Annotated in this window: 15 protein-coding genes; 10 read left to right on the top strand and 5 right to left on the bottom strand. The window is 71.4% G+C overall.

Going from position 1 to position 17,737, the window contains the following annotated elements; genetic code table 11:
• Positions 1-32: 32 nt before the first annotated feature.
• Positions 33-1,358 (bottom strand): aminotransferase-like domain-containing protein, encoded by a 1,326-nt coding sequence (locus AQI70_RS07450; protein WP_062145717.1) that lies wholly within the window; start codon positions 1,356-1,358, stop codon positions 33-35.
• 76 nt (positions 1,359-1,434) lie between these two features.
• On the opposite strand from AQI70_RS07450, the gene AQI70_RS07445 reads away from it, so the two are divergent.
• The 3 genes from AQI70_RS07445 to AQI70_RS07435 are packed head-to-tail and all read left to right on the top strand — an operon-like array spanning position 1,435 to position 5,153.
• Positions 1,435-2,220 carry an alpha/beta fold hydrolase gene (locus AQI70_RS07445; protein ID WP_062145715.1) on the top strand — a complete coding sequence of 262 codons (786 nt, stop codon included), beginning with the start codon at positions 1,435-1,437 and terminating at the stop codon, positions 2,218-2,220.
• Positions 2,221-2,233: 13 nt separating this feature from the next.
• Positions 2,234-3,199, top strand: coding sequence for an endonuclease/exonuclease/phosphatase family protein (locus tag AQI70_RS07440; RefSeq protein WP_062145713.1), 966 nt, complete (start codon positions 2,234-2,236; stop codon positions 3,197-3,199).
• A gap of 7 nt (positions 3,200-3,206) precedes the next feature.
• On the top strand, positions 3,207-5,153 hold the full coding sequence (locus AQI70_RS07435; protein ID WP_062145711.1) for an FUSC family protein: 1,947 nt from the start codon (positions 3,207-3,209) through the stop codon (positions 5,151-5,153).
• Positions 5,154-5,321: 168 nt separating this feature from the next.
• Here AQI70_RS07435 and snpA read toward each other — a convergent pair whose 3' ends face one another.
• A complete protein-coding gene (gene snpA / locus AQI70_RS07430) occupies positions 5,322-5,978 on the bottom strand; it encodes a snapalysin (RefSeq protein ID WP_062145709.1) in 657 nt (218 codons plus the stop codon).
• A gap of 176 nt (positions 5,979-6,154) precedes the next feature.
• Here snpA and AQI70_RS07425 point away from each other — a divergent pair, with 176 nt between their 5' ends.
• Positions 6,155-7,099 carry a LysR family transcriptional regulator gene (locus tag AQI70_RS07425; RefSeq protein WP_003999593.1) on the top strand — a complete coding sequence of 315 codons (945 nt, stop codon included), beginning with the start codon at positions 6,155-6,157 and terminating at the stop codon, positions 7,097-7,099.
• 23 nt (positions 7,100-7,122) lie between these two features.
• Here the strand turns inward: AQI70_RS07425 and AQI70_RS07420 are convergent, their stop codons facing one another.
• Complete coding sequence (locus AQI70_RS07420) at positions 7,123-9,198, bottom strand: PhoX family protein (RefSeq protein ID WP_062145707.1); 2,076 nt, start codon at positions 9,196-9,198, stop codon at positions 7,123-7,125.
• 273 nt (positions 9,199-9,471) lie between these two features.
• Here AQI70_RS07420 and AQI70_RS07415 point away from each other — a divergent pair, with 273 nt between their 5' ends.
• Together AQI70_RS07415 and metG are read left to right on the top strand one after the other, a co-directional pair.
• Entirely contained in the window at positions 9,472-10,965 is a 1,494-nt protein-coding gene (locus tag AQI70_RS07415) for a VWA domain-containing protein (RefSeq protein WP_062145705.1), read from the top strand.
• 171 nt (positions 10,966-11,136) lie between these two features.
• A complete protein-coding gene (gene metG, locus AQI70_RS07410; protein WP_062145703.1) occupies positions 11,137-12,852 on the top strand; it encodes a methionine--tRNA ligase in 1,716 nt (571 codons plus the stop codon).
• A gap of 116 nt (positions 12,853-12,968) precedes the next feature.
• On the opposite strand, the gene AQI70_RS07405 is transcribed toward metG, so the two are convergent.
• Positions 12,969-13,316 carry a DoxX family protein gene (locus tag AQI70_RS07405; RefSeq protein ID WP_062145702.1) on the bottom strand — a complete coding sequence of 116 codons (348 nt, stop codon included), beginning with the start codon at positions 13,314-13,316 and terminating at the stop codon, positions 12,969-12,971.
• A 152-nt stretch (positions 13,317-13,468) separates the two neighbouring features.
• Between AQI70_RS07405 and AQI70_RS07400 the strand changes: the two genes are divergently transcribed.
• A complete protein-coding gene (locus tag AQI70_RS07400; protein ID WP_062145700.1) occupies positions 13,469-14,251 on the top strand; it encodes a hypothetical protein in 783 nt (260 codons plus the stop codon).
• 12 nt (positions 14,252-14,263) lie between these two features.
• Here the strand turns inward: AQI70_RS07400 and AQI70_RS07395 are convergent, their stop codons facing one another.
• Entirely contained in the window at positions 14,264-15,607 is a 1,344-nt protein-coding gene (locus AQI70_RS07395; protein ID WP_062145698.1) for a pectate lyase family protein, read from the bottom strand.
• Between the two features lie 224 nt (positions 15,608-15,831).
• On the opposite strand from AQI70_RS07395, the gene AQI70_RS07390 reads away from it, so the two are divergent.
• From AQI70_RS07390 to AQI70_RS07380, 3 genes are all read left to right on the top strand, one after another.
• A complete protein-coding gene (locus AQI70_RS07390; protein WP_062145696.1) occupies positions 15,832-16,308 on the top strand; it encodes a hypothetical protein in 477 nt (158 codons plus the stop codon).
• Positions 16,309-16,438: 130 nt separating this feature from the next.
• Complete coding sequence (locus AQI70_RS07385) at positions 16,439-16,804, top strand: PH domain-containing protein (protein ID WP_003999601.1); 366 nt, start codon at positions 16,439-16,441, stop codon at positions 16,802-16,804.
• A 163-nt stretch (positions 16,805-16,967) separates the two neighbouring features.
• On the top strand, positions 16,968-17,645 hold the full coding sequence (locus AQI70_RS07380; RefSeq protein WP_062145694.1) for a nucleotidyl transferase AbiEii/AbiGii toxin family protein: 678 nt from the start codon (positions 16,968-16,970) through the stop codon (positions 17,643-17,645).
• Positions 17,646-17,737: the final 92 nt, after the last annotated feature.

The following is a 17,737-nucleotide window of genomic DNA, read 5'->3' as shown; positions in this document are numbered from 1 at the left end:
CCTCGGCCTGGCAGTCGCCCCCCTCTGCCGCCTCACCCAACCGCTCGCACAACACCGACAAGCATCCCCAACGCCCACCGCAGACCCGACTCCGAAACCGACCCGAGCCCGAGCCTGACGGCATCCGGCGTGCAGTTCGGATCGACGGTGAAGGCAGGGCCCGGGGTCACGGCGATCCCGTGTTCGGCCGCGGCGGCCGTGAAGGTGTCCGCTCGCCATGGGGCGGGCAGCTCCCACCAGGCGAAGTAGGCGCGCGGATCGGACCGTACGGCGAATCCGCGCAGCTCCTCGCCGAGGATCCGCTGCCTGGCCGCCGCATCGGCCCGCTTCGCCGCGACCAGCCGCTCCACCGTCCCGTCCCCGGTCCACCGCACGGCCGCCTCCACGGCGAACCGTCCCGCGCTCCAGCCACCCGACCGCACGGCCGCCGCCACCGTCTCGACCCGCTGCCGGGGTACGGCGACGAAGCCCACGGTGAGTCCTGGGGCGACGCGCTTGGAGAGGCCGTCGACGACGTGGGTGAGGTCCGGGGCGTGGACGGCGAGGGGGTCGTCGTCCGTGAGGAAGGACCAGATGCGGTCCTCGACGACGGGGATGTTCAGGGCGTTCACGGCGGCGGCGAGGTGCACTCGGCGGTCCGCGCTCATCGTCCGGGACGTCGGATTGTGCAGGGTCGGCTGGAGGTAGAGCGCGGACAGCGGGGCACTGCGGTGGAGGGCTGCGACGGACTCCGGCCAGACCCCGTCCTCGTCCGCCGCCAGCGGGACCAGGGTGATGCCGAGGCGGGCGGCGATCTCCTTGACCAGGGGATACGTCAGCGGTTCGACACCGACGCGTCCGCCGGGGCGGACCAGGGAGGCGAGGGTGGCGGCGATGGCCTGGCGGGCGTTGCCGGTGAACAGGAACCGGTCGGGTTCGGGGCGCCAGCCCGCGGTGGCGAGGAGGGCGGCCACCGCCTCCCGGGCCGCGGGCGTGCCGGTGGCGGCGGCCGGGTGCAGGGCCTCGGTGAGGACGTCGGGGCGGAGAAGGGGCGCGAGGGCGGGGGCGAGGAGTTCCGACTGTCCGGGCACGGCAGGGTAGTTGAGCTCCAGGTTCACGGCGGCGGCGGTCGCGGCCTCGGTGAGCGAGCGCCCGCTCCGCCCGGGTTGCGCCGCCGCCCGGACGAAGGTCCCGCGGCCGACCTCGCCGACGACCAGTCCCCGCCGTACGAGTTCGGCGTACACCCGCCCCGCCGTCGACCCGGCGATCCCGCGCCGCCGCGCGAACACCCGCTGGGGAGGCAGCCGTTCACCGGGCCTGAGCCGCCCGGCGGTGATGTCGTCGGCTATGCGGTCGGCGAGGCGCCGGTAGTCCTGCACGAGCGTCCTCCTGACATTGCACCGAGGGCAAAGATCTTATTGCACCGAGGAGTTGGGCCGATCTAGGGTCGTCCACATGACCCCCTTCCTCGCATACGAGGACAAAGGCGCCGATACCGCTGCGGCCCCCCTTGTCCTCGTCCACGGCCACCCCTTCGACCGCACGATGTGGGCCCCGCAGATCGAGGCGTTCTCCCACCAACGCCGAGTGATCGCCCCCGACCTGCGCGGCTACGGCGCCTCCCCGGTCGTCCCCGGCGTCACACCGCTCTCCGTCTTCGCCGGCGACATCGACGCCCTGCTGGACGACCTGAAGGTGGAGACCTTCGTGCTGGCGGGCCTGTCGATGGGCGGCCAGATCGTCATGGAGGCCTACGAGCGCTTCCCCCACCGCATCCGGGGCCTGGTCCTCGCGGACACCTTCCCGGCGGCGGAGACGCCCGAGGGCGGGAAGGCACGGGGCGACATGGCGGACCGGCTGCTGCGCGAGGGCATGCGCGGATACGCCGACGAGGTGCTGGAGAAGATGGTCGCGCCGTACGCGGACGCCGAGGTCAAGGCCCACGTCCACGGCATGATGACGGCGACCCCGCCGGAGGGCGCCGCGGCGGCCCTGCGCGGCCGCGCCGAACGCCCCGACTACCGCGACCTGCTGACCCGCGTCTCGGTCCCCGCCCTGGTCGTCGTGGGCGCGGACGACACCTTCACCCCCGTCTCCGACGCCGAGGCCATGCACGCGGCCCTCCCGGACTCGACACTGCGGGTGATCGAGAGGGCGGCCCATATGCCGAACCTGGAGCGGCCGGGCGAGTTCAACGAGGCGCTGGGGGAGTTCCTGGCGCGGGTCGACACGCACCCGTAGTCTCGGGGCCGTGATGCGACGGCGGCTCGGCACCTGGTCGGCCGCCCTGCTGTTCCTCGGCGTCAGCGCGGTCGTCGGCTGCCGTGTCGCCGACACCGACGGCATCACCCCCGTCCCGCAGTTCCTCGCCTTCCTGCCGTGGCTGCTGGTGCCCACCGGAGGCGGGCTGCTGCTCGCCCTGTTCTCGCGCTGGTGGACCGGCGCCGTGTGGGCCGTCGGCCTGCTGGGGCTGCTGGCCTGGTACATCGAGCCGTACGGGAAGACCGGTAGGCCGGACGGGCCCGCGCTCGTCTCCTTGCGCGTGCTGACCTCGAACGTCGAGTTCGGGCACGCGACCGACTCCCTGGTGGCCGCCGTCCGCCGCGAGCGGCCGGACCTCGTGTTCGTCCAGGAGTGCGAGTACACCTGCGACGCCACCCTCACCAGTGCCCTCGCCGGCGACTATCCGCACCGGGCCGCCCGGATCGCCGGCGGCTCGGCGGGCTCGGTCGTCCTCAGCCGCTTCCCGCTCCGGCCCGCGGGCGCGGTCGCCGGCACCATGGCCATGCCCGGCGCCGTCGCCGACGTCCGCGGACACGCCGTACGGCTGCAGCTCGCGCACCCCATGCCGCCGCTCCCGGGCCAGATCGGCCTCTGGCGGCGGGAACTCGACGCGCTGCACGACTTCGCCGCCGAGCACGACCGGACGCCCCTCGTCCTCGCCGGCGACTTCAACGCCTCCCAGGACCACGCCGCCTTCCGCCGCATCCTCGACACCGGCCTGCGCGACGCCGCCCGGCTCACCGGCCACGACCGCACGCCCAGCTGGCCGGCCCGCACCGCACCGACGTTCGGCGTGCAGATCGACCATGTGCTCCTGTCCGCCGACCTCTCCGCCCGCACCGCCCGCTTCCTCGACCTGACCGGCACCGACCACCGCGCCCTGCTCGTCGACGTCACGCTCCACCAGCGCCGAGCAGGTGAACAAGGCCGCCCATAATGGGCGCATGCCCCGCGAGTTCCCCGTCAGCCTCACGCCCCCCGACTGGCTGGTCAGGAACCTCCGGGCCCAGCAGGCCCCCGTCAACCGGCCGGCCGTGGTCCGCGCCGCGATCGCGATGGCCCTCCCGCTGGCCCTCGGCCTCGCCGCCGACCGCCCCGCCTACGGCGCCCTCGCCTCCATGGGCGCCCTCAACGGCGTCATCAGCGACACCGCCACCGCCTACCGCGTCCGCATCCCCACCATCGCGATCCCCCAGCTCTTCGGCGCCGTGGGCATCACCCTGGGGTCCCTGGTGCACGGCCACGGCTGGGTCGCCGTCGCCGCCGTCACCGGTGTCGCGCTGATCTCCGGGATGATCTCGACGATCGGCGCGGTCGCCTCCGCGTCGGGGCTGGTGCTGCTGCTGACCTGCGTGGTCGGCGCGGGCCTGCCGATGCCGGGCGAGTGGTGGCTCGCGCCGCTGCTGATGTCCGGCGGCGGGCTGCTCGTCCTGCTCCTCGCGCTGCTCGCCTGGCCGCTGCGGTCCGGGGTCCCCGAACGCGTCGCGGTGGCCGGCACCTACCGGGCGGTCGCCGAGTTGCTGGCGGCCTGCGGCAGCGACAGCACCCAGGCCTACGACGACGCCCGGCACGCCGTCACCCAGTCCCTGAACCAGTCGTACGACACCGTCCTCGCCCACCGCGCCCGCCACCACGGCCGCAGCCCCGAACTGACCCGGCTGCTCGCCCAGTTGAACGCCATCACCCCGGTCGTGGAGGCCGCCCCCGCCGCACACCTCAGCGGCAGCCCCCTCCCGCCCGAGCTCCCGGAGGCCGTACGGCGCCTCGCCGAGGCCGTGGAGACCGGCTCCCCGGGACCGGCCGGGCTGAGGCTGCCCAGCCCGACGACCCAGACCGCCCGCGCGGTCGACCACGCCCTGCGCCACACCGCCGAGGTCGTCACCGCACCGGACGTCGACCCCCGCGGCATCGACGACCGCCTCGGCCGGCCGGCCACGCTCGGCATCCGCGCCGCCCGCGCCACCCGCAGCGTCGCCCTCTCCGCCGCCTCCTGGCGCTACGGCCTGCGCCTCGCCCTGTGCATCGGGCTGGCCCAGGCGCTGGTCTCCCTCGTCCAGGTCCCCCGCTCCTACTGGGTCGCCCTCACCATCACCTTCGTCCTCAAGCCCGACTTCGGCTCCGTCTTCTCCCGCGCCCTGCTGCGCGCCCTCGGCACGGTCGCCGGCCTGGTCATCGCGGCGGCGGTGCTCGCGGAGGTGCCGCGCGGCTGGTGGGACGTACCGGCGATGCTGCTGCTCGCGCCGCTGATCCCGGCCTTCACCCCGCGCGGCTACGGCTACCAGACGGCCGCCATCACCCCCGTCATCCTGCTCCTGTCGGACGTCCTGAACCGCGCGGGCACCGCGCTGCTGCTGCCTCGCCTGGTCGACTCCCTCCTGGGCTGCGCGATCGCGCTCGTCGCCGGTTATCTGCTGTGGCCGGAGAGCTGGCACACGCGGGTCGGCGACCGGCTCGCCGACGCGGTGGACGACACCGCGCGCTATGTGGAGGGCGCCTTCGGACCGGACGCCGTCGACCCGCCGGCCCGCGCCCGCATGCGGCGCCGCCTCTACCGGGACCTCTCCGCCATCCGTACGGAGTTCCAGCGCGCCCTGACCGAGCCGCCGCCCACCGGACGCCGGGCGGCGGCGTGGTGGCCGCTGGTCGTCGCCGTGGAGCGCATCGTGGACGCGACGACCGCGGCACGGGTCCGCGTGAAACACGGGGCGGCTCCGCCGTCGGCGGGCGAGGTGGCGCAGGTGGCGCGTCAGCTGAAGGAGTTGGCGGAGGGCCTGCGGGAGGCCGAGACCCTCTACGCGGTCCGCACGGACCTCACAGGCTCACCGGAGAGCGTCCTGGAGCCACTACGGCAAGAGGTAGCGGCGGCACGAGCAATCGCTTCCCCGCACTGAAGCCAACCTCGAAGGGGCGCGGGGAACTGCACGACCAGCCACCCACAACCCGCAGCCGCCCACCACGACACACCACCCGAGCTCTTGGGCGGACCACACGCCGGCGCGGCCGCCCTGTGCAGGAGGGCGACCGCGCCATGTGGGGGGTGGGTCCTTGAGAACGGCGCGCTAGCGCGCGGCCTTGTGCAGCGCCTTGTCCATCGCGGCAGCGAACCCGTTCGCCCACAGCCGCTCGACCCTGGCCCGCTCGTTGGCGTCCGGAATCGCGTTCGTGCACGACGGGCCGGGCCCGCCGCCCGACATCAGCTCACTGCACGGCCCCTCGTAGTGGTCGGGCAGCCCGAGCACATGGCCGGTCTCGTGCGCGGTCACCCGCGTGGAGTCGTACTCCTGGTTCTGCTGGTAGTCGAGGAAGATGTAGCCGTTGCCGTGCCCGTCGGTGGAGGCGTAGGAGCCACGCGGGTCGTTGCCCTCACGGTAGGTGAAGTCGGCGTTGGAGCCCTCCTGCAGCTTGACGTTCGACACCGAGCCGTTCCATATCTCGGTGCTGCGGGCTATCTGGGCGCGGAAGGTGGGCGCGCGGGAGGCGTCGTACACGACCGTGACGGCCGCGGCGGCCTTCGGGTTCGCGGCGCGCTTCTCGGCGACCGACTCCAGGACGGCCTGGAAGAAGGCCCGGCTTGCCTCGGAGTCGGCGGACTTGGCGACGTAGCCGGCGTGGACGGGAGCGGCGGCGGCGGGAACCGCCGTGCCCAGCCCGGCCGTTGCCAGACTGAGGGTGAGGACCGCCGCCGTACGGGCGGACAGGGACATGCGCATACGCATCGAAGGACTCCTAGGTGGGGGGTGAGTCGTTCAACACGTGAGTTTCGGCCCCTGTGCGGCGGCTGTGATGATGGCAACCGGCGATAGCGCGGTCCTATCGGTGCCCGGATTGACCGGCTTCCGAGGGGGTTTGTGCGGCTGGTGAAACCTTTGGTTCCGCTTTAGTCTCCAAGGGCATGGAACTTGAGGTGAGGCACCTCCGCGCGCTGTGCGCCATAGCCGACACCGGCAGTCTGCACCGGGCCGCGCGCCAACTGGGCGTCGCCCAGCCGTCGCTCAGCACCCAACTGCGGCGGATCGAGCAGGAACTGGGCGGCGCGCTGTTCCTGCGCGCGAGATCCGGCTGCCGCCCCACCCCGCTGGGCCGCCTCGTCCTCAGCCGCGCCCGCCCCCTGGTGGCCGATATGCGTGCCCTGGTCACCGAGGCGAGGGCAGCCGCGGCGGGCGGCCCGCAGCTGCGCGTCGGCTCGACGGCCAGCAAGGCCCTGGCGGGCTGGCTGCGCCGGCTGCGCGGCCACGGCCAGGACCCGACCCTCCATATGAACGTCTCCCCCAACGCCCTGCTGCGCATGGTCGCCGACGGCCAGCTGGACGTCGCCTTCGTGCACGAGGTGGAGGGCTACCCCCTGCGCATCCCACCGGAGCTTCGGCTGCGCGTGCTGATGGAACGCGAGCCGCAGTTCGTGTCACTGCCCGCCGATCACCCGGCGGCGGCGAAACCGGAGGTCGACCTGCGCGACCTGGCCGACGACCGCTGGATGATCGACCCCACGGTCGACGGCGAGTGGGACGCCGTCCAGCGGATGTTCCGCACGGCCGGCGTCAACCCGCACGTCCTGCACGGCGACTACTACACGGCCGACGCCCTGGTGGCCACCGGCGAGGTGGTCACCGTCTGCCAGCCGACCCACGCCGACACCCCCACCATGGCGGTACGGCGCCTGCGCGGCGACCCCCTCGGCGTACGGCTGCTCCTCGCGGCCCGTACGGAGACGGACCTGGACGGCGTCTACCCCGCCCTGGAGGAGGCGTACTGGGAGGCGGCGCGGCAGGCACCGGCCTACCGGGAGTGGCTGGAACGCGACGGCGAGCGGCAGCCGCCGGTCCCAGCACTCCCGTAGCACCGTCACCGGTCGCTGCCGGCTCAGGCGCCGATGTCGCAGCCGTCCTTGCGCCACACCGCCACGACCGCCGGGCGGTTGAGCTTGCCGGGGCCCTCGGGCCAGTTGCTCAGCGGCTTCTCGGCCGTCGCACCGTCGATCTCGCCCGGGTGCTGCACCGCGACGAGCACCCGGCGGTCCTGGATGACCGGGCCGCAGGTCTCCGCGCCCTTCGGCATGCTCAGGAACTGCTTCAGCTCACCACGCCGTTCACCGCGCGTAGCGACACCGAAGAGGCCGTCGTGGAAGCCGAGGGCGTTGCCGTCGGTGGAGATCCACAGGTTGCCGTAGGAGTCGAAGGCGACGTTGTCCGGGCAGGAGATCGGGGAGACGTCCTCCTTCGGGAACCCGGCGAAGTAGGTGGCCGGGTCGTTCGGGTCGCCGGCCACCAGGAACAGCGACCAGGCGAACTTCTTGCTGTCGGCGCGGTTCCAGCGCTCGGTCAGCTCCAGGACCTGGCCGTGCTTGTTGCCGATGCGCGGGTTGGCCTCGTCGACGCCGGCGTAGCCGCTCTTGCCGCGGTTGGAGTTGTTGGTGAGGGCGACGTACACCTTGCCGGTGTGCGGGTTCGGCTCGATGTCCTCGGGCCGGTCCATCTTCGTCGCGCCGACCTTGTCACCAGCGATGCGGGTGAAGACGAACACCTCGTCCGCCGTCATGCCCTCGACGTGCGAGACGGCGCCGTCGGCCGTGGCGGTGGCCAGCGGGATCCACTCTCCGCTGCCGTCGAACTCGCCGTCGGCGGGCAGCTTCCCGCTCCCGTCGATCTCGATGGCCGGGGAGTCGCCGGTGAGCTTGGCGACGTAGAGCGTCCCCTCGTCGAGCAGCGAGAGATTGTGCTCCCGCACCGCCCGCGAGGACCCCTTCTTCATCCGCTTGCTGCCGACGAACTTGTAGAAGTAGTCGAAGCGCTCGTCGTCCCCGGAGTAGACGACGGGCCGCCCGTCCTCGGTCAGCCGCACGGTCGCGCCCTCGTGCTTGAAGCGGCCGAGCGCGGTGTGCTTGCGGGGCTTGGAGGTGGGGTCGTACGGGTCGAGCTCGACGACGTACCCGAACCGGTGCGGCTCGTTCGGCTCCTGTGCCACGTCGAACCGCTTGTCGAACCGCTCCCACTTGCGCTCGCTCGCGCCCGTGCCCAGTCCGTACCGCTTGTCGGTCGTACGGGTGGCGTTGGCGAAGTACTGGTTGAAGTTCTCCTCGCCGTGCAGGGTGGTGCCCCACGGGGTGACACCGCCGGAGCAGTTGTTCAGGGTGCCGAGGACCTTGGTGCCGCTCGGGTCGGCGGAGGTCTTCAGCAGGTCGGAGCCGGCGGCCGGGCCGGTGACCTTGAACTCCGTCGTGGCCGTGACCCGCCGGTTGAGCGGGTGCCGCGGCACGGCGGTCAGCTTCCCGCTCCTGCGGTCCCCTTCCACCACGACGGCGGACAGCCCGTGCGCGGCCCAGGCGACCTCGACCTGCTGCCGGGTGGGGTTGTCGGCGTCGTAGCCACGGAACATGAGCACTTCATCGGTGTACTCGTGGTTGGCGACGAGGATCTGCCGGTTCCGCTCGCCCGGCAGCGGGAGCAGGGCGAGGAAGTCGTTGTTGTACCCGAACTGCTTGGACTGCGCCTCGCCGGTCTGGTTGTCCGGGTCGAACGCGGGCGCGCCGCGCAGGATGGGCTCGCCCCAGCGGATGACGATGTTCTGCGCGTAGCCGTCCGGGATGGTCACGGTGTCGTGCGTGTTGGGCGCGACGGGCGTGAAGCGCAGGCCACGGGCGCCGCGGCCGAAGGTGCCGGTCCGCTCGGTCGCGGCGGCGGCCTCGGCGGCGCCCGCCTTCGGCGCGGCGACGGTGGCGGAGGCGCCCACGGCGGCGGCCGCGGTGACGACGGCGGCGGCGCGCAGCGTCGTACGGCGGCTGACGGCTTCGGCGATTACGTCCCCTACGTACGGGTTCGTGGTGGTATTGGGCACCTCGTGGAAACAGGCGTCACCACACCGGAACCGGCAGGTCAGGGCGGCCCGGCCCCCAGGGTGCGAGTCACTGTTCGTTCTGATGATCGGCAACGGAATGCGCATGGTGTGTCTTTCTCCCTGCTTCCCCTTGAGTGCAGCGTGGGGGACGGTAGGGGCACGTTTGTGCGGGAGTGGGGCGACTGCATGAACTACAGGTGAACCAGAAGTAGATGTACGTGAGTTGAGGACGCGGCCGGAGTCGGCGCGATGGAGCCCTTGACGTACCTGGGCCGCCGTGCCAGCCCCTCCCCAAGATCGCCACCCGGGGCCGCTAACCTTACGTGTCCGTCCTGGCCAGGGATCGACGGGCATCAACTCACGCGAAGGGTTGCGCACATGGGCATTCTCACTCTCCTGCGGAACGCGTTCGGCCGGTCACGCAAGGGGCGTACCGCCGAGGCAGAGGGTGTGACTCCTTCGCCGGAACCGCAGCCCACGGTCCCCTCCCCGACCCCGGAGCCCCAGCCGCCGGCCACCGCACAGGTGCCGGAACCGCGGGCATCGGAGCCGGCGAAGCCGACCGTGCCCGAGCAGGCGGAGCGGACGGAACCGACGGAGTCGGACCGGACCGAACAGGAAGAACACGAACTGGTCGCGGCCGCCTTCGACAACATCACGGTCCCCAAGCCCGCAGAGCCGACGGAACCGCCGACGACGGAGGAACCCGCCGCGGAGACGCCGGTGGCGGAGGAGCCGGTCACGGAGACACCGGTGGCGGAGCAGCCCGCCGCGGAGGAGCCGGTCACGGAGACACCGGTGGCGGAGCAGCCCGCCGCGGAGGAGCCGGTCACGGAGACGCCGGTGGCGGAGCAGCCGGTCACGGAGACGCCGGTCGCCGAGGAGCCGGTCACGGAGACGCCGGTCGCCGAGGAGCCGGTGACCGAGGAGCCGGTCACGGAGACGCCGGTGGCGGAGCAGCCCGCCGCCGAGGAACCCATCACGGAGACCCCGGCCGCCGAGGAGCCCGCCCCTGAGCCGGTGACCGCCGAGCCCACTCCCGAACCGGCCACGGAACCGACCCCCAACGAGCCCGCAGCCGCCGACGGCGAGAACACCCCACAGGGGCCACCCGCACCCGACGACGAAACCCGCACGGGTGGTGCGGGTGGGAACACAAAGGCCGAAGGCGAAGCCGAGGCCACTCCCGAACCGGCCACGGAACCCACCCCCGAAGCCAACCCCGCTCCCCCTATCCCCCGAACCCTGCGCACAGCGCACCGCGCCGCCGCCACCGCCCTGAAGAAGCACAACCTCACCGGCACCCGAGCCAAGGTCTACCTCGTCCTGGACCGCTCCGCGTCCATGCGGCCGTACTACAAGGACGGCTCCGCCCAGGCCCTCGGCGACCAGACCCTCGCCCTCGCCGCCCACCTCGACCCCGAGACCGCCAACCCCACGGTCCACGTCGTCTTCTTCTCCACGGAACTCGACGGCACCGCCGACCTCACCCTCACCGACCACGAGAACAAGATCGACGAGCTCCACGCGAGCCTCGGCCGCATGGGCCGTACCAGCTACCACGTGGCCGTCGAGGAAGTCATCACCCACCACCACAAGACGTCCCCCGACACCCACGCCCTGGTGATCTTCCAGACCGACGGCGCCCCCGACGCCAAGACCCCGGCCACCCACGCCCTCACCGTGGCCGCGAAGAACCACCCCTCCGTGTTCTTCTGCTTCGTCGCCTTCGGTGACCCCGACCAGAAGGCCTTCGACTACCTCCGCAAGCTCAAGACGGACAACACCGCCCACTTCATGGCAGGCGAGACCCCACTGGAGCTGACCGACAAGCAGCTCTACGAGGGCATCCTGGCGAACTGGCGCCCGTAACACCCGCAGCACTCACCCCCACGAAACCCGGCCGCCCGCTTCTCACCCGCTAAAACGGGAAGCGGGCGGCCCACCCATGTCGGCTACGATTCCAAGGTTCGAAAAAACAACGACAGACGCCCCGAAACCCGGCGCCCGTCACCCCACGTAGCGACTTGGGAGCAGCCCGCGATGGCTCGACACCTCATCACCAGCGCCCTTCCGTACATCAACGGAATCAAGCACCTGGGCAACATGGTGGGGTCCATGCTCCCGGCGGACGTGTACTCCAGGTACCTCCGCCAGCGCGGCCACGACGTCCTCTACATCTGCGCGACGGACGAGCACGGCACCCCGGCCGAGCTGGCGGCGAAGGAGCAGGGCCTGCCCGTGGCGGACTTCTGCGCGCAGGCGCACGACGCCCAGAAGGCGGTCTACGACGGCTTCGCGCTGGCCTTCGACTACTTCGGCCGCAGCTCCAGCCCCCAGAACGTCGAGATCACCCAGCACTTCGCCCGCAAGCTCCACGAGAACGGCTTCATCGAAGAGCGCGCCATCCGCCAGGTGTACTCGCCCGCCGACGGCCGCTTCCTCCCGGACCGCTACGTCGAGGGCACCTGCCCCCACTGCGGCTACGACAAGGCCCGCGGCGACCAGTGCGAGAACTGCACGCGCGTACTCGACCCGACCGACCTGATCAACCCGCGCTCGGCGATCTCCGGCTCCACCGACCTGGAGGTCCGCGAGACCAAGCACCTCTTCCTCCTCCAGTCCAAGCTCCAGCGCGAGGTCATGGAGTGGGTCGCCCGGCACGACGGCGTATGGCCGCACCTGGCGTCCTCCATCGCCCACAAGTGGCTGACCGAGGGCCTGCACGACCGCGCGATCACCCGTGACCTGGACTGGGGCGTCCCCGTCCCGGCGGACACCTGGCCGGAGCTGGCGGCCGAGGGCAAGGTCTTCTACGTCTGGTTCGACGCGCCGATCGAGTACCTCGGCGCGACCAAGGAATGGTCGGACCAGGACCCGGAGAACCGCGACTGGAAGTCGTGGTGGTACGACGTGGACACCGACGTCCGTTACACCCAGTTCATGGCGAAGGACAACGTCCCCTTCCACACCGTGATGTTCCCGGCCACCGAGCTCGGCATCCGCGAGCCGTGGAAGAAGGTCGACTTCGTCAAGGCCTTCAACTGGCTGACGTACTACGGCGGTAAGTTCTCCACCTCCCAGAAGCGCGGTGTCTTCACCGACCAGGCGCTGGAGATCCTCCCCGCCGACTACTGGCGCTACTTCCTCATCGCCAACGCGCCCGAGTCGGACGACTCGTCCTTCACCTGGGAGCACTTCACGGCGACGGTCAACAAGGACCTCGCCGACACGCTCGGCAACTTCGTCAACCGTGTCCTGTCCTTCTCCAAGAAGCGCTTCGGCGAGGAGGTACCGGCCGGCGCCGAGCCCGGCGAGGCGGAGGCGCGGCTGGGCGAGCAGATCGCCGAGCTTCTCGCCGAGTACGAGCAGCACATGGAGGCCCTCCAGTTCCGCAAGGCCGCCGCGGCGCTGCGCGCCCTGTGGTCCGCGGGCAACTCCTACCTCGAAGAGAAGGCCCCCTGGCTGGAGATCAAGACCGACAAGGACGGCGCCGCCCTCACCCTCCGTACGGCGATGAACCTGATCCACCTGTACGCGGTGGTCTCGGAGCCGTTCATCCCGACGACGGCGGCCGCCATGCGCCAGGCGTTCTCCCTGAAGGACGACACGGCGACCTGGGTGAGCGCGGACGAGGCCAAGTCCCTGGACGCGGTCCCCGCCGGCACCCCCTTCACGGTCCCCCCGGTCCTCTTCGCCAAGCTCACGGACGAAGACCTGGAGGCCTACAAGGAGCGCTTCGGCGGCGAGTCGGAGTAGAGCGTTCGACGGCGTAGCACGAGCCGCACACACGCACGCACGAGCACACACGCACGCACCCGGGCCCGGGGACCAGTCTCGGACGACTGGTCCCCGGGCCCGGGTGCGTCCGCCGGTCAGCTCGCGTACGCGAGCGCCAGGGCGCCGACCACCGGCGCCGCGTAGACCAGCGGGAACGGAATGTGGGAGTACCACCCGGCCCTGGCCACGGTCACGGCCGCCCCGAGGAAGTAGAGCACCAGCCCCACCCCCGCCAGCACCCCGATCACCGGCACGAACAGCCCGACCACCAGCCCCACGGCGCCGGTGGCCTTCGCCAGCCCCAGCCAGGTCCACCACGACCGGGGCACTCCGTAGTCATTGAGCGTCTTCACGATCCACTGGGCGCGCAGGAGCAGCACGGCACCTGAGAAGCCGGCCATCAGGGCGGCGACGAGGGTGACGACGACGTACGCGATCCGCATGAGAACTCCTGGTCGGGTGCAGTCGGTACCGCACGTTCCGTGCCGTGCGGCGGGTCCACTGCCTCCCTGACGCCGGGCGCGGCGGATGTGTGACGGAGAGCCGAGGAAACCCGCGGGATCAAAGCTCCCTCGGCCGATTAGGCTCCCTGCTCATGTCCGATCTGCCGGGCCTCGAACAGGCCACCGTCGACGCGATCCTGGCCCACGCCGCCCGCGCGACCCTGCCCTTCCAGCGCGCCCACCGCCCGGGGCCGTACGCGACGGCCTTCTGGTTCAACGACCTGGTGGGCCACGACGGCGACACCGAGCTGGTCCGGCAGTATCTGGTCACGGCCGCCGAACCGACCCGCATGGACCTCGCCGAGGTGACGCTCCGCCCCCAGCTGGGCGATCCAGCCCCCACGGCCGGCAAGCTGCTGATGACCGACTTCGCGGACGGCTGGACACACCTCGACGACGTCGGTGTGGCCGTGCAGCCCGCCGCCGGTCTGCACGCATACGCCCGGCGCAAGGGCTGGACCTGGACCACCGACGAGATAACCGACGGCATCGCGGCCCGCGCACAGGACATCGCCCGCATCGGCGGCGACCCGATGCGGGCGTACGTCCTCGGCCATGACGTGGGCGAGGGCGGGGAGCGGAGCCAGATGGTCGCGGTGGGCGCCCTGGCCCGTGCCACGGACGAGAGCGTCCGCTGGGGCGGCGAACTCCCCGAGGGCTGCGTGGGCGCCCCGGTCTTCCTGGGTCTGCCCCAGGAGGGCGACGGCTTCAAGCTGGTCTGCGCGGGCGTGACCCTCCCACCCGACGACCACGGCTTCGGCCGCCACCGCGTGGCGACGTTCGACCAGATCCGGGACTCCCTGCGCACCACCGCGCCGACCACCCCCTCCGCACCCGCTGAACGCCCCCGCCGCTGGTGGCGCCGCCGCGGTTGACCGGCACGGGTGTCAGGAGAGCACCCCGGGGCCGGCCGTCTTCGCCAGCTCGGCCGCCAGGTTCTTCGCGGACGTCTGGAGCCCCGCCGTGAGCGTCGGCGTCCAGTTCACCGTCGTCTTGATCTTCTTCGAGCTCCCGGCGTTGTAGGCGGCCACGATGTCGGTCGCCGTGCCGTTGACGAGGTTGCCGCTGCCGGCGACGGAGCCGGTGCCGTCACCGCTCAGCAGCTTGGCGACCTTGGCGCCGGACGGCAGCTTCCAGGCGTTGTGCTCGGCGACGACCTGGGCCTTGGCACGGGAGTCGATGCTGTACTTCGGCGCGTAGCCGTTCAGCGTGGTCGTGTCGTAGAGGTTGTTGAAGAGGTGGATCTGCCCGATGCGGGCCAGCGGGGCGCGCTGGACGATGCCCTTCCACACGTTGTGGTGGATGGTGACCCGCAGCTTGCCGCTGCTGTCGGAGTCGCTGCTGCCGATCAGCATCGTCTTGTCGTGGCAGTCGAACACGTTGCGCTCGACGGTCACCAGGTCGGAGCCGTTGGTGATGTCGAGGGCGCCGTCGTGGAACTGGTACTTGCGGCCGAAGTACGTCTTCAGGGACGCGTCGAAGCGGGGCGCGTCCGTGAACGCGTTGTGGTCGGCCCAGACGTTCGTCGCGCCGCGCAGGGTCACCGAGTCGTAGTTGGAGTTCCACTCGCCGGCCGAGCCGTCCGTCGGGTCCCACTGCGGGAAGCAGTCCTCGGTGGCGGAGAAGGTCAGATTGCGGATGATGACGTTCTTGACGTTCTGCACCTGCAGGCTGCCGCCCTTGATGCCGGCGTTCGTGCCGGGGACGCCCACGATGGTGGTGTTGGCCGGCACCCGGAAGACGATGTTCTTCTTCTGCTTCTCCGCGGCGGCCTTACGGGCGTTCTCCTGCGTGCCCGACGGCGCCTTCTCGCCCCAGGTGGCCGGGTCGTAGGCCTTGAGGTAGGCGGACAGCGAGTAGCCGGTGCCGGAGGCGTAGTCGGCGCAGGTCAACGCCTTGCCGGCGTCGCTGGTGTTGGCGTCGATGGTGCCCTTGACCTTGATGATCCGCGGGGTGGTGTCGGAGACCGAGCCCAGCGCCTTCACCAGCTGCGCACGGGTGCTGACGGTGTACACATGCGCGGAGTCGGCCTTCGAGCCGCCCGTCGTACCCGAGCCGGCGGCCGCCCAGCCGTCCTTCGCGGGCAGCGTCTGGTGGTAGAGGTCGACCACCCCGGCGTTCGCGTTCATCACGAGGACACCGGCACCGATGCCGGCCGCCGCGACGGCGGCGGCGGTGACCACGACGGTGCGGCGCTTGCGGAGGGAACGGCGGTGGGAAGGGGTTGCCACGAATGAGTCCTTACGTGCTTCGGTGAGGCTCGCGCACCGGCGAGCGAGCCCGCGTGGGCGGGCTTCCGAAGGGTCTGTGGTCGCGGAGATCGGAAAGGTTGCCGTGAAACTCTTGGCCGATCGGTGCCCAAGTTGAGGACATCACGCGGATGTTGCCCATCCGGTTGGCATCGATCCCACCCTGCCGCCACCATGCCCCCCACCACGACCGTATGGTTTCCGCCATGGCAGTCCCTGAGGTCATCCCGATCGCCTACGAGCCGCACGGCCGTACCGAGGCGATCGGCCGTTACGCGGACGGGCAGTTCATGGGATCGGTCACCTACGCCTTTCCCAAGGGATTCGACCTCGGCGCCGGCTGGGAAGAGCACAAACGCCTCTACTCGGTCCTGCACACCTTCGACGCCGACGGCACCTACCGCGACTCGGAGATCTGGTGTGCCGGCACCTGGGCCGAGCAGCAGCGCGCCCCGCACGGCCCCGACTCGGTCCTCGCCCGCGCCCGTGCCCACCTGGCGACCATGCTGCGCAGCCTCCCCCGGCGCACCTACACGGACATCTCCGTCCGGCCCTTCCAACTCACCGTCGACGGCGTGCTGTTCGGCCTGGTGACCGGAGAGGACGACGGGGAGCCCTGGGCCGAGCTCTACCCCGACCACCTGGGCTTCGGCGCGCCCTGGGACGGTACGTACGACACCTGATCACTTCCGCGGCCGTTCGCCTCTATGCGGGGCAACCCCCAAGGCGCTATACATTGCGAAGATCATGTGAAGCCAGTGACTTACTGGGACATGACCAGACATCCAAGCCAATGCGTGGGGGGATCCATCCATGGCACTGTTCGGGAACGCACACAGCATCGATCAGGGGCAGGCGCAGCAGGACTACGCGCGTCTGCTGGGCAACGGTGAGCAGGTGCACGCCGCCTATCTGCTGATACGCGACACCATCCTGTTCACCGACCGCCGACTGATCCTGGTCGACAAGCAGGGCATCACCGGCAAGAAGGTGGAGTACCACTCCATCCCGTACCGCAGCATCACGCACTTCGCGGTCGAGACCGCCGGCACCTTCGACCTGGACGCCGAGCTGAAGATCTGGCTCTCGGGGTCGGCGACGCCCATCCAGAAGACGTTCACCAAGGGGGTCGACATCTACGAGGTGCAGGCGATCCTCACGCAGTTCGTGGCGAAGTAACCCGCCGTGTTCGTGGCGAAGTAACCCGCCGCACCTCCACCCGCCCGGTCCCGTCGGCCGAGCCGAGGCCACCCGCCTCGGCTCGGCCGGTCGGTGAACCGCACCTGTACGGCCGCATGTTGACGGGCCGCCCACGGGGCCCGACCGCGATAATCGGGGCATCATGCCCTCGCCCAGCCATCTGCTGACCGACATCGTCACGGCCGGCGCCCGCTACCCGCTCGTCCTGGCCGGCGACTGCGCGGTCCGGGCACACGGCCTGACCCAGGAGGCGCCGGGAAAGGCGCCGCTGGAGCTGGCGACCGAGAACCCCGAGCCCATGGACCAGATCGCGGCCATGGTCCGCTACAGCCTGACGGAACGCGGCTGGCGGGTGCGCCCGCTGGAGACCGACCCGCTCGCCGCCCGCCTGCTGGTGACGGACCCCGACACGGACGAGGAACGTACGGTCGACCTCCTCAAGGAGACCTTCTGGCGCCCACCGGTCATGACGGAGCTGGGCCCGGCGCTCGCCCTCGACGACCTCATCGGCACCAAGGTCCGCGCCCTGGCCGACCGAGGCGCAGCCCGCGACCTGATCGACGTCCACGCCGCCGCGGCCCACTGGACCTTCCCCGACCTGGAGGAACTGGGCCGCCGCCACGCCTGGGACGAACTCGACCTGGCCGACCTCCTCTCCCGCCTGGAGGCCACGGAGCTCCTGGACGACCGGGAGTTCACCGCCCGGGGCCTGGACGAGGAGTCGGTCACGGCACTGCGCCGCTGGACCCGGGCCTGGGCGGACGACATCGCGGAGCGGCTGTTGGAGGAGGAGGCGCTCAGGCCGCCGGCGGAGGAGTGACGGCACCCTGCGAGACGCTCGGCGACAAGCGCCGGGCGGGGTCGGTGACGGTGATCCCGGGCCCGCGCCTCGGGAGCGATCGGCACCGGCTC

This window comes from Streptomyces curacoi, assembly GCF_001513975.1.
GTDB classification, from domain to species: Bacteria; Actinomycetota; Actinomycetes; order Streptomycetales; family Streptomycetaceae; genus Streptomyces; species Streptomyces curacoi.
The sequence above is the reverse complement of the archived record's forward strand: the minus strand, read 5'-3'. Positions and strand labels throughout refer to the sequence as shown.